The organism is Bordetella tumulicola (genome assembly GCF_965138755.1).
Classification (GTDB): Bacteria; Pseudomonadota; Gammaproteobacteria; order Burkholderiales; family Burkholderiaceae_B; genus Bordetella_A; species Bordetella_A tumulicola.
Map to the genome: position 1 here is coordinate 26,370 of NZ_CBCSFP010000004.1, position 12,007 is coordinate 38,376.

The 12,007-nt window shown below is 60.3% G+C and carries 9 protein-coding genes; 5 read left to right on the forward strand and 4 right to left on the reverse strand.

Annotation, left to right across the window (positions count from 1 at the left end; translation table 11 throughout):
• Nucleotides 1–16 precede the first annotated feature (16 nt).
• The 3 genes from secA to ACNAZS_RS12650 all read left to right on the forward strand — a co-directional run bounded on the left by secA (nt 17) and on the right by ACNAZS_RS12650 (nt 4,873).
• Nucleotides 17–2,764: a preprotein translocase subunit SecA gene (gene secA, locus ACNAZS_RS12640; RefSeq protein WP_415789714.1), complete on the forward strand. Its 2,748-nt coding sequence runs from the start codon at nt 17–19 to the stop codon at nt 2,762–2,764.
• Nucleotides 2,765–2,818: 54 nt separating this feature from the next.
• Complete coding sequence (locus tag ACNAZS_RS12645) at nt 2,819–3,535, forward strand: VOC family protein (protein WP_415789716.1); 717 nt, start codon at nt 2,819–2,821, stop codon at nt 3,533–3,535.
• 75 nt (nt 3,536–3,610) lie between these two features.
• Entirely contained in the window at nt 3,611–4,873 is a 1,263-nt protein-coding gene (locus ACNAZS_RS12650; protein WP_415789719.1) for a D-amino acid dehydrogenase, read from the forward strand.
• Nucleotides 4,874–4,888: 15 nt separating this feature from the next.
• Here ACNAZS_RS12650 and mgtE read toward each other — a convergent pair whose 3' ends face one another.
• From mgtE to ACNAZS_RS12665, 3 genes are all read right to left on the reverse strand, one after another.
• Nucleotides 4,889–6,361, reverse strand: coding sequence for a magnesium transporter (gene mgtE / locus ACNAZS_RS12655; protein WP_415789721.1), 1,473 nt, complete (start codon nt 6,359–6,361; stop codon nt 4,889–4,891).
• Between the two features lie 8 nt (nt 6,362–6,369).
• Nucleotides 6,370–6,777: an acyl-CoA thioesterase gene (locus tag ACNAZS_RS12660; protein ID WP_415789723.1), complete on the reverse strand. Its 408-nt coding sequence runs from the start codon at nt 6,775–6,777 to the stop codon at nt 6,370–6,372.
• A gap of 119 nt (nt 6,778–6,896) precedes the next feature.
• Nucleotides 6,897–7,916 carry a YeiH family protein gene (locus ACNAZS_RS12665; protein ID WP_415790314.1) on the reverse strand — a complete coding sequence of 340 codons (1,020 nt, stop codon included), beginning with the start codon at nt 7,914–7,916 and terminating at the stop codon, nt 6,897–6,899.
• A gap of 139 nt (nt 7,917–8,055) precedes the next feature.
• Here ACNAZS_RS12665 and ACNAZS_RS12670 point away from each other — a divergent pair, with 139 nt between their 5' ends.
• On the forward strand, nt 8,056–8,949 hold the full coding sequence (locus ACNAZS_RS12670) for a LysR family transcriptional regulator (protein WP_415789725.1): 894 nt from the start codon (nt 8,056–8,058) through the stop codon (nt 8,947–8,949).
• Between the two features lie 84 nt (nt 8,950–9,033).
• Here the strand turns inward: ACNAZS_RS12670 and ACNAZS_RS12675 are convergent, their stop codons facing one another.
• Nucleotides 9,034–10,230, reverse strand: coding sequence for a M20 aminoacylase family protein (locus ACNAZS_RS12675; RefSeq protein WP_415789727.1), 1,197 nt, complete (start codon nt 10,228–10,230; stop codon nt 9,034–9,036).
• Between the two features lie 88 nt (nt 10,231–10,318).
• On the opposite strand from ACNAZS_RS12675, the gene ACNAZS_RS12680 reads away from it, so the two are divergent.
• On the forward strand, nt 10,319–11,986 hold the full coding sequence (locus tag ACNAZS_RS12680; protein ID WP_415789729.1) for an AMP-binding protein: 1,668 nt from the start codon (nt 10,319–10,321) through the stop codon (nt 11,984–11,986).
• The last annotated feature ends 21 nt before the right edge of the window (nt 11,987–12,007 follow it).

Below are 12,007 nucleotides of genomic sequence, written 5' to 3' on the forward strand. Positions count from 1 at the left end.
GCCGCCAACGACACGCATGGTTTCTCTGCTCAAAAAACTCATAGGTAGCCGCAACGACCGGTTGCTTAAGCAGTATCGCAAGCTGGTTACCCAGATCAACGCACTGGAATCCAAAATCGTCGCGCTTTCCGACGAAGAGCTCTCGGCCAAGACCGACGAGTTCCGCAGCCGGCACGCCCAGGGCGAGTCGCTGGACGATCTGCTGCCCGAGGCTTTCGCCGTGGTGCGCGAGGCCGGCAAGCGCGTCTTTGGCATGCGCCACTTCGACGTGCAATTGCTTGGCGGCATTGCCCTGCATAACGGCAAGATCGCCGAAATGCGCACTGGCGAAGGCAAGACGCTGATGGCGACGCTGCCGGTCTACTTGAACGCGGTTGCGGGCAAGGGCGTGCACGTTGTGACGGTCAACGATTACCTGGCCCGTCGTGATGCCGAATGGATGGGGCGCCTGTATCGTTTCCTGGGTATGAGCACCGGCGTGGTCGTGCCGCAGCAGCCCAACGACGAGAAAATCGCCGCGTACGCTGCCGATATCACCTACGGTACCAACAACGAATTCGGTTTCGACTACCTGCGCGACAACATGGAGTACCGTGTCGAAGATCGCCGCCAGCGTCAGTTGGCCTACGCGATCGTCGACGAGGTCGACTCCATCCTGATCGACGAGGCGCGTACCCCGCTGATCATCTCGGGCCAGGCCGAAGACCATACCGAACTCTACATTCGCATGAATGCCGTGCCGCCGTTGCTGACGCGCATGGCATCCGAGCCCAAGCAGCACGAGCCTGAGCCCGAGGGCGATTTCTGGCTCGACGAAAAATCCCAGCAAGTCTACTTGTCCGAACAGGGACACGAAACGGCCGAACGCCTGCTCTCGCAGCAGGGTTTGCTGCCCGAAGGCGAGTCGCTGTATGACCCGCGTCATATCTCGCTCATGCACCACTTGATGGTTGCATTGCGCGCCAACACGCTGTTCTTCCGTGATCAGCAGTATGTCGTGCAGGACGGCGAGGTCGTCATCGTTGACGAGTTCACGGGTCGCCTGATGGTGGGCCGTCGTTGGTCCGATGGTCTGCATCAGGCCGTCGAGGCCAAAGAGGGCGTCAAGATCCAGCACGAAAATCAGACGCTGGCATCGATCACGTTCCAAAATTACTTCCGCATGTACGGCAAGCTGTCAGGCATGACGGGGACGGCCGATACCGAGGCCTACGAGTTCCAGGAGATCTACAGCCTGGAAACCGTCATCATTCCGACCAACAAGCCGATGATCCGCAAGGATCAAAACGACCAGGTCTTCAAGACCGCGCAAGAAAAATTCAACGCAATCCTGAATGACATTCGCGATTGCCACGAACGGGGTCAGCCCGTTCTGGTGGGTACGACCAGCATCGAAAACTCCGAGCTGCTGTCCGGGTTGCTGCAACAAGCCAAGCTGCCCCACGAAGTCCTGAACGCCAAGCAGCACGCCCGTGAGGCCGAGATCGTGGCCGAGGCCGGCATGCCCGGGCACATCACGATCGCGACCAACATGGCCGGTCGTGGTACCGACATCGTGCTTGGTGGCAGCATCGAAAAGCAAATCGGCCTGATCCAGACGGACGAGACACTGTCCGATACGGAAAAAGACGCCCGCGTCGAAAAAATCCGCGCCGACTGGAAACCCGCCAACGAGCAGGTAAAGGCCGCCGGCGGATTGCGCATCATTGGTACCGAGCGTCACGAATCGCGCCGTATCGACAATCAGTTGCGTGGCCGGGCAGGCCGTCAGGGCGATCCCGGTTCGTCGCGCTTTTACCTGTCGCTCGAAGACCCGCTGATGCGGATTTTCGCGGGTGATCGCGTGCGCAGCATCATGGAGCGCCTCAAGCTCCCCGAAGGCGAGCCCATCGAAGCCGGCATGGTGACGCGTTCCATCGAAACCGCGCAGCGCAAGGTCGAGGGTCGCAACTTCGATATTCGCAAGCAATTGCTCGAATACGATGACGTCTCCAACGATCAGCGCAAGGTGTTGTACGCGCAGCGTAACGACGTGCTTGAGTCGTCGTCGATCCGGCCTTCCGTTGAAAACCTCAGCGAAGCCGCCGCCGCCGATCTGGTGCGCCAGTACATTCCCGCCGATTCTGTCGAAGAACAATGGGACGTCAATGGCCTCGAAAAAGCACTGGCTGCCGATTGGCAAGTAGAACTGTCGTTGACCGAGATGCTGGAAAAAGAATCCAGCCTGACGGATGACGATATCCTGACGCGTGTGACCGAAGGGGTTCGTGGCATCTATGCCGGCAAGATCGCGCTGGTTGGCGAAGAGCCCTGGGCCCAATTCGAGCGTTCGATCATGTTGCAGGCGATCGATACGCATTGGCGCGAACACTTGTCGGCGCTGGATCACTTGCGTCAGGGCATTCATTTGCGTGGCTATGCGCAAAAGAACCCCAAACAGGAATACAAGCGCGAGGCGTTCGAACTGTTTTCGGGCATGCTCGACCGCATCCGTGATGATGTGGTGCGTGTCCTGTTGACGGTGCGCGTACAGTCGCCCGAGCAGGTCGAGCAAGCCGAAGCCGAGACCAATCAGTCGCATGTCGAGAATGTGCAGTATCACCATTCCGACTACGACGAGGCCCTGGCCAATGCGGATGCGGCGACGCCAGACGCAGCAGAACAGCAGCCGGTGCGTAATGCCATGCCCAAGGTCGGACGCAACGACCCATGCCCTTGCGGGAGTGGCAAAAAATACAAGCACTGCCACGGCAAGCTGGCTTAACACACGGGGGATGGTAAATTGCCATCCCCTTTGTTTTTTAAGGCAGGCGCTATCATGTTACATCCCTCTGACGAGACCGAATTCGATCATGCGGTGATCATGGTGCGCGATCGGCTTGATGCACTCGCACCGCATTTCGAGGGGCAGGGGTTTTTATTGAGTGAGACCTCGGTTCACAACCTGGGCTCGTGCAATCGTCTCATCCCACTGGACGGCACGTACATGGAGCTGCTGGGTTGGCCACCTGGGGCGCCACCGGCCCGCAAAGAGATCGCCGACTCCCCCTTTGGGCTGGAGGCACTCGTATTTCGTACCTATGACGCCGACGCGACGTATGCACGTCTACGCGAAGAGGGCTTCGAGGTCAATCCGGTACAACTGCTTAGCCGTCCGGTGCAGATCGACGGTCACGAGAAGCAGGCGAGCTTTCAGACGGTGCGCTTTGCCGAGCAGCCCATTGCGGGCATCCGGATGTATTTTTGCCAACATCTGACGCCCGAGTGCGTATGGCGTCCATCACTGATGGCGCACCCCAACGGGGTGTTGCGTATCCATCAGATCGAAATACTAACGACGGATGTGCAACAAGTCGCATGGCGACTGGGTGTGGTAGCTGACGCACGAGTCGAAGAATCCGCATCCGGCTGGGACGTCGTGCTGGGCAATCTGCGATTGCACGTTGTGCACGACGATACGGCTCTCGTGCCTCGCCTGGGTCGGCTAGCCATAGAATACAAAGACGGAATACGAGAGCTCGACGTTGGCGTGTAATGGTCAATGCAGGGGCCTGGCGCGGCGGCATTCGCGCCCCTGAAAAATAAAGCGGATGTGTGGCGGAGAGTACGCATGAAAGTGGCTGTGCTGGGGGCAGGCGTCGCCGGGGTCGCGGCGGCCTATTACTTGTGGCGGGATGGCCACCAAGTGGTGGTGTTGGATCGCCAAAGCGGCGCGGCGCTCGAGACCAGTTTTGGCAATGCGGGCGGCCTGTGCCCCAGTTTTGCGGGCCCTTGGGCCGCACCGGGCATGATAGGCAAGGTCCTGAAAATGGCCTTGCAGCGCGAGGCGCCGATCCGGTTTTCCCTTTCGCCTAATCCCCGCAAACTGATCTGGCTGGCGCGCTGGATCGGAAACTGCAATGCCGAGCGTTTTCGGGCGAACAAGCTGCGCATGCAGCGCGTGGCGCATTTCAGCAGCGCCTGCTTGCAGTCCCTGGCGGATTCGGGATTGCCCATCGAGTTCGACTATCACCAAGATGGCACCCTGCAGCTCTTTCGCCATCAGTCCGACCTGAAAGTCGTCGCGGGCATTACGCGGGCGCTGGACGAGTTCGAGGTGCCATGGCGTTTGCTGGATGGTGACGAGGCCCGCCGTCTGGAGCCCGCGCTGGCGGCGTCTCGTGCGCCGATTGCTGGCGCTTTGTTCCTGCCGCGCGATGGTTCGGGCGATAGTCACAAGTTTGCGACGGGATTGGCCGCGTATTTGGTGCAACAGGGGGTGGCGTTTCGCTACGGCACGGCCATCACCGCGTTGGTAAAAGCCGGAGATCGCATCCAGGGCGTACAAATCGACGGCCAGGCGGCGTTGATCAGCGCGGATGCTTACGTGGTCGCCCTGGGGCAGCAAACCCCGTTCTTGCTGCGTCCGTTGGGGCTCTCGTTGCCGATCTATCCACTGAAGGGGTATTCCATCACGGCGCGTGTCGACGATCCAGGCCGCGCCCCCCGGGCCGCGCTCATGGACGAATACAACAAGGTCATGATTTCGCGCTTGGGTGGCCGGGTGCGAGCGGCAGGTATGGCCGAACTAAAAGGCTATAGCCTCGCGGTGGACCCCGGTCGTGTGGCCTTTTTAAAGAAGGTGGTGCGGGAGTGGTTTCCCGAGGGCGTCGGCATTGACGATGCGCAGGCCTGGGCGGGCCTGCGCCCAATGACGCCAGATGGCCCGGCGATCCTGGGCAAGACCCATTACGCCAATCTCTACTTGAACTGTGGACACGGATCGAACGGGTGGACGCAGGCGTGCGGCACTGGGAAGATCGTCGCTGATATCGTGTCGGGCCGCCCGCCTGAGGTTGATCTGGAAGGTCTGACGGCAGATCGTTACGCCTGAGTCGCGACGGGCGCCTTACAGCAGAAAGATCGTCGCCAATCCCAGGAAAATAAAGAAACCGAGCGAGTCGGTCGCGAATGTCAGCAACACCGACGAGCCAATGGCGGGGTCTTTGCCAAAGCGCGCCCGTAGCATGGGCACCATGACGCCGAACGACGTGCCGACGAGCATGTTGCAGATCATCGAGGCCATCATCACGATGGCGATGGCGATAGAGTCGGAGATCGCCCAGGCAAACAGCGCAGCGACCAAGCTGCCGCACAGGCCGACCAGCAGCGTGACCAGCATTTCGCGTTTGACCAATTGCCAGAGATTGCGTCCGGTAATGCGGCCCATGGCCAGTGCACGGATGATCATGGTCATGGTCTGATTGCCCGAGTTGCCGCCAATGCCTGCGACAATTGACATCAAGAACGCCAGGATCACGATATGGCTGACTGTGTCTTCGAATCGCGAGGCCACGAACGATGCCGTCGCGGCCGTACACAGGTTGAACAGCAGCCAAGGTGCGCGGTTGCGCAAGGCCATGGCGACCGGGGCAAAGATGTCTTCTTCTTGCATCCCCGCGCGCGACAGGGCTTGCTCTTGCGAGTCTTCGCGCATCACGTCGACCACGTCGGCGATGGTGACCCGGCCAATCAGGCGGCCCTGGTCGTCCATGACGGGCGCAGACACCAGATCGTAGCGCTCAAAGGCGCCTGCCGCGTCCGCATCGGAGTCGAGTGGGTTGAGCGTCAGGAAATCCGTGCTCATGACCGTGCTCACGTCGGTCTCGGGTTCGCTGACCAACAAGCGCGACAGGGGCAGGATTCCCAGTAGTTTGTCCTGTCGATCAACCACGAATATCTGGTCGGTATGATCGGGCAGTTCGTGCAGGCGACGCAGATATCGCAGCACGACCTCGAGCGTGACGTCTTCGCGTACGCGCACCATCTCGAAGTCCATGATGGCGCCCACGCTGTCTTCGGGGTAGCCCATGGCCTCGAGCAACTGCGCGCGCTCTTCTTCGGTCAGGCCTTTCTGGACTTCGGCCACCACATCGGGCGGCAGATCCGGTGCCAGGTCGGCCAGCTCGTCGGCATCCATGCTGCCGGTCGCGGCCACCAGGTCCTGGCGGTCCATGGTTTCGATGAGCGATTCGCGGACCCAGTCCTCGACCTCGAGCAGCACGTCGGCATCATGCTCCGGGCTGACCAGGTGCCAGACGGACTGACGTTCGTCCTTGGGCAGGGACTCCAGGATGAACGCGATGTCGGCCGGATGCAGGGCATCGACAAGCGTTTTGAGCTCGGCTTCGTGCTGGCGATGCACCAGGTCTTCGACCAGCGAGGCTTTACTGTCGCCTTGCTCCTGGCGATGGACGAGTACTTCGACTAATTGCTGCCGGCGCAGGCGCTCCTGGACCTCGGCCAGCGCGTGCTGGGCGTCTTCGGGATCCAGGCGGCGGGGCGTCGCGGGCGGCTTGGTCGCGGCGGCAGGCTGCGTCATAGTTCAGATTACAAAGAGGGCAGGGGGCGACTGCGCCGGGCTTCGTCAGTAGCGACGTAGGTCAGAACGGCCTCGGTGACTTTGACGACCTCCGCGTCCATGCGGTTGCGCTCGGCAAAGACTTCAACCGATACGGTAACCGAAGTCGTACCGGTCTTGACGATGGTCGTGTAGAAACTGAGCAAATCACCCACAAAGACGGGTTGCTTGAATTGAAAGGCGTTGACCGCGACTGTCGCGACACGGCCTGCGGCGCGACGTGCCGCGGGGATGGAGCCCGCAACATCGACTTGGGCCATGATCCACCCGCCAAAAACGTCGCCATGAATGTTGGCGTCGGAGGGCATGGGCATGACCCGGAGGACGGGGTCCCGGCCGGCAGGGAGGGCGCTGGGGGGACTTTTGATGCTAGACATGGGTCCGGCCTCCAATCCTGGATGAAAACGGGCCGATTATGCAGGAAAACGCGACTCCATGCGGCTGCACTCTGTGGAAAATTTGTCCCTGGCTGCCTTTCTGTTGTCGTGACGCAAATTTACATGGCGAGCTTGACGATTCCGTAGCCGCCGAACACCAGCCACACATACAGAATCAGGCCCAATAGCATGACCTTGGGACCCGCCTGGCGTATCTGGCTGAACCGCGTTTCGATGCCGAGCGCCGTCATGGCCATCGTCAAGACAAAGACATCCAGGCGACGGATCGCGGTGATGACATCGGGCGGGAGAACGCCTACCGAGTTGACGATGGCCAATGCCAGAAAGCCTACGGCAAACCAGGGGATGGGCAGGCGGGCTTTGGCCTGGCCCGGTTCCGTGGGCGCTGCGGCGCGACGAAGCCAGAGACCCAATATCAACAGCACGGGCACCAGCAGGGCGACTCGCGTCATTTTGACGATGGTGGCCACTTCGGTGGTGGCCGGGTCGATATTGCTGGCCGCGCCGACGACCTGAGCGACTTCGTGGATGGTGCCGCCGATGTAGAGCCCCAATTCCTGTGTGGTCAATGGCAGCCATCCTGCCTGATAGGCCACGGGGTACAAGAACATGGACAGGGTGCCGAATAGCACTACCGTAGCCACGGCCACGGCACTCTTGTGCGGGGCGGCGCGAAGCGTGGGTTCGAACGCCAGCACAGCGGCGGCGCCGCAGATGCCGCTGCCGGCGGCCGTGAGCATGGCCGTATCGCGGTCCAGGCCGAGCAGGCGCTGGCCGACGGTGGTGCCAATCACCAGGGTGCCCACCACGACGGCAACAGAGACTGCCAGTCCCGGCAAACCGATGGCAGCGATCTGCTGAATACTAATATTCAGGCCGTAAAACGCCACCGCGATGCGCAGCAGGCGGCGGGCCGTGAAATTCACCCCGGTTGCCCAATCGACGGGCATCGTGCCACGCAGGAAATTGCCGTACAACATGCCGCACACAATACCGATGATCAGCGGCGAAAACCCCAGTTTCTGGATGGGAGGCAGGCTCGTTAGCTGCATCACCGCGACGGTCATTAACGCGACAAATAAAACCCCATTTAGCCTGTCGCGCCAGGGGGTGGGCATGGGCAGGGCGGTAGAAGACGACACAGCAGTTCCGGAATAATTAAATAACTAAAAGAAATATTAAATCGGTTCAAGTTATTTGAAAAATCTTTAATTTTTATATTTAATATCTGCAAATACGATAATTGGTTTATCTATCATGACACCAGAACAACTGCTGACGTTTGCCTACGTGGCTGACGCTGGCAATATCAGCCGTGCGGCCGCGCTATTGCATCTCTCGCAACCTGCCGTGTCAGGACAGTTGCGCTTGCTGCAAGACTGGTTTGGCGAGCCCTTGTATCGACGCAGGGGGCACGGCGTGGTGTTGACCACCGCGGGCGAGAGTCTGGCGGAGCAGGCCCGTCAGTTACGGCAGGTTTACATGCAGGCCCAAGCTGTACGTGACGCCTGGAGCGGGCTGGAGACGGGCGTACTGCGTCTGGGAGCGAGCACGACGCCAGCCAGCTATTTGTTACCTGGGTTGGTGGCCGAGTTTCGCCGGCAGTTGCCGTCGATCAGTCTGCATCTGTCCGATGGAAATACCAGCCAGATTGTCGAGCGCCTGCCTACGCTGGATTTGGCCTTTATCGAGGGCGAGGTGCCGACGGGATTGCCGGGTGATACGGAAGTTCATCGTTGGCAGCAGGACGAGGTGGTGGCGATTGCGAGATCCGATCATCCGCTGGCACAGACGGGCGTGGCCCACGCACATGAGTTGGCGGCGTATTCGCTGATCATGCGTGAGCCGGGATCCGGTGTACGGCAATTGGTGGAGCGCGCGTTCGCCAATGCGGGGCTGGCGCCCGCAGTGGGATTGGAATTGGCAGGCGTCGAGGGCGTGAAACAGGCGGTGCGTGCCGGCCTGGGGATTAGTTTTGTATCGAGGATGTCGATGCGACACGAAGACGGTACGTTGGCCGTCATCAGGCTGGCGCCGCAGCCGCTGACGCGCACTCTCAGTATCCTGGTGCCACATGCGCAGGCGTCGGGACGGGCCGCACAACGCTTTCTGCAGGCCTGTCTGGCATTGCAGCCGTCAAAGCACGATTAGTGCCCATACTGCGGTCGCGCCGGGCGATGCACGCATCGTGCACCGCGAACCCGGCGGCGTCAGTCCTCAGGGGGTGATGGGGCGCTAGGGCCGCGCCAGCCATTGGTGCGCCAGTTCTACCCAATAGGTGGCCCCCAACGGCAACAATTCATCATTGAAGTCGTAGCTGCCGTTATGCAACATGCAGGGACCCATGCCGTGTCCCGCTGCACGGTGTGTGCCATCGCCGTTGCCGATCCAGACGTAGCAGCCAGGGACTGCTTGCAGCATGAACGCAAAATCTTCGGCGCCCATGGTGGGCTGGACGTGATCATTGACACTGTCGGCGCCTACGATGCCACGCAAGACGTCCGCACAGAATGCAGACTCGTCGGGATGGTTGATCGTCGGCGGATAGTTGCGATGAAACTCGACGGTTGCTTTGCAATCCAGCGCGGCACACGTATGCTGGGCAATCTCATTCATGCGCCGCTCGATCAGATCCAGCGTTTCGTACGTAAAGGTACGGACGGTGCCTCGCATCGTCGCGACGTTCGGCACCACATTGTCGGCGCTACCCGTATGGATCTGCGTGATGCTGAGCACTGCGGCATCCAGGGGATTGCGATTGCGGGTAATGATGGTCTGCAGCGACTGGGCCAACTGCACCGCCGTCATCACGGGGTCCACCCCCAGATGAGGCATGCCCGCGTGGGTGCCCTTGCCTTCGATAGTGATGATGAATTCGTTGCTCGACGCCATAATGGGGCCGGCCGTCAGGCCGAATTGCCCCACCTGCATGCCGGGCCAGTTGTGCATGCCGAACACCGCTTCCATGGGAAAACGGGTAAACAGGCCGTCATCGATCATGCGCTTGGCGCCACCACCGCCTTCTTCGGCGGGTTGAAAAATCACGTACACCGTGCCCGCGAAATCGCGGTGTTGCGACAGATAACGCGCCGCCGCCAACAGCATGGCCGTGTGGCCATCGTGGCCGCAGGCGTGCATCTTGCCGGCATTCTGGCTGGCATGCTCAAAGGTATTGGCCTCTTGCATGGGCAGCGCATCCATGTCGGCACGCAGGCCGACCGTGCGGGGGCTGTCAATGTTACCGCGGATAACGCCCACGACGCCGGTGCCGCCAAGCCCGCGGTCGATGTCAATGCCCCACTCCTCAAGACGGGCCGCCACCACGTCTGATGTGCGGAATTCTTCGAAACATAACTCCGGGTGCGCATGGATATCGCGCCGGATGCGGGCAATGTCTTGCTGCCATGCAACGATGGGTTCTAACAAGTTCATCGGATGTCTCAATTGAGTTAAGCCAAGGGCAACGAAGGTATTATCAAGCAAAATACCTCATAACAGATACCACGTATGGAGACTCATTATGTCGCGTCCCTGGCTTGCCCACTACCCCGCTGGCGTTCCTGAAGAGATATCCATTGAGCCCTATGCGTCGTTGCCTGCTCTGCTGGACCAGGCCTGCCACAAGCATGCTTCGCGCGTCGCGTGCACGGCCATGGGGGCCGATATCACCTATGCGGAGCTCGACCGTCAGGCGCGCGGGTTTGCGGGCTGGTTACAAAGCCTGGGCCTGGAAAAAGGTGCGCGCGTGGCGTTGATGATGCCCAACGTGCCGGCCTATCTGGTTTGCATGTTGGGAACCTTGCGCGCAGGCCACGTGGTGGTCAATGTCAATCCCCTATATAAATCCGAGGAACTGGAGCGGCAGCTACTCGACAGTGGCGCCGAGGTCATTGTCATTCTGGAAAATTTCGCACACACACTGCAAGCTGTAGGCGATCGCGGGGCGTTGCGGCATGTAGTGGTCACCGGTCCGGGCGATCTGTTGGGCGGATTGAAAGCACCTTTGGTCAATTTCGTGGTTCGTTACGTCAAGCGCATGATCCCCGCCTGGCATATCGATGGCGCGCACCGCTTGCCGCAGGTGTTGTCACAAGGGACGGCGAAGTCTTTCACGCCGCCGACATTGGGGCACGATGATGTGGCGGTGTTGCAGTACACGGGGGGCACGACCGGTGTTCCCAAGGGCGCCATGTTGTCGCATGGCAATCTGATTGCCAACGTGCTGCAGCTCGAAGCCGTCGCTCGTCCCGCGCTGGGTGATGTCCATGATACGCAGCTCACGATCATTAGCGCATTGCCTCTGTATCACGTGTTTGCCATGACGGTGAACGGCCTGTTCGGCATGTACGCTGGCATGCGTAATGTGCTGATCATCAATCCGCGCGACCAGCCCACTTTGATTGCCACGTGGCGCAAGACGGGGATCAATATTTTCCCGGGCGTGAACACCTTGTTCAACGCTTTGGCCAATAACGCGGATTTTGCCCGGCTGGATTTCTCGGGGCTGCGTTTGACGCTGGGCGGCGGCATGGCCGTGCAGCGCCACGTGGCCGAGCGCTGGCTGGAAATCACCGGACATCCTTTGGTCGAGGGGTATGGCCTGTCGGAAACCTCGCCAGTGGCGACGGTGAATCCTACCGATACGACGGCCTACTCGGGTTCCATTGGTTTGCCGCTGCCGTCGACGGACGTGGCGATTTTGGATGACGCCGGCAACCCCGTTCCTATGGGCGAACGTGGCGAAGTATGCATCCGTGGCCCACAAGTCATGTTGGGTTATTGGCAAAAGCCCGACGAAACACGTCAGAGCATGACCGAGGACGGATTTTTTCGCACCGGCGATATCGGCATCATGGATGAGCAGGGCTACACCCGTATCGTCGATCGCAAGAAAGACATGATTGCAGTATCCGGCTTCAAGGTCTATCCGAACGAAGTCGAGGCGGTGATTGCATCACACCCCGGCGTACTCGAGTGCGCCGTGGTGGGGGTGCCTGACGAACACTCCGGCGAAGCCGTCAAAGCATTCGTGGTCAAGAAAGACCAAGCGTTGACGGAACAACAGTTGATTGATTGGTGCCGGGAAAAACTCACGGGCTATAAGCGCCCGCACAGCGTCGAGTTTCGTGACGAGTTGCCCAAGAGCAATGTGGGCAAGATTTTGCGGCGCGAATTACGACCGGAATAGGTCGGGCTAGGGGCGGCAGGC

What these genes read in the sequence shown, in the direction of transcription:
- secA (WP_415789714.1), top strand. Translation starts at nt 17, where the DNA reads ATGGTTTCTCTGCTCAAAAAACTCATAGGTAGCCGCAACGACCGGTTG.
- ACNAZS_RS12645 (WP_415789716.1), top strand. Translation starts at nt 2,819, where the DNA reads ATGTTACATCCCTCTGACGAGACCGAATTCGATCATGCGGTGATCATG.
- ACNAZS_RS12650 (WP_415789719.1), top strand. Translation starts at nt 3,611, where the DNA reads ATGAAAGTGGCTGTGCTGGGGGCAGGCGTCGCCGGGGTCGCGGCGGCC.
- mgtE (WP_415789721.1), bottom strand. Translation starts at nt 6,361, where the DNA reads ATGACGCAGCCTGCCGCCGCGACCAAGCCGCCCGCGACGCCCCGCCGC.
- ACNAZS_RS12660 (WP_415789723.1), bottom strand. Translation starts at nt 6,777, where the DNA reads ATGTCTAGCATCAAAAGTCCCCCCAGCGCCCTCCCTGCCGGCCGGGAC.
- ACNAZS_RS12665 (WP_415790314.1), bottom strand. Translation starts at nt 7,916, where the DNA reads ATGCCCACCCCCTGGCGCGACAGGCTAAATGGGGTTTTATTTGTCGCG.
- ACNAZS_RS12670 (WP_415789725.1), top strand. Translation starts at nt 8,056, where the DNA reads ATGACACCAGAACAACTGCTGACGTTTGCCTACGTGGCTGACGCTGGC.
- ACNAZS_RS12675 (WP_415789727.1), bottom strand. Translation starts at nt 10,230, where the DNA reads ATGAACTTGTTAGAACCCATCGTTGCATGGCAGCAAGACATTGCCCGC.
- ACNAZS_RS12680 (WP_415789729.1), top strand. Translation starts at nt 10,319, where the DNA reads ATGTCGCGTCCCTGGCTTGCCCACTACCCCGCTGGCGTTCCTGAAGAG.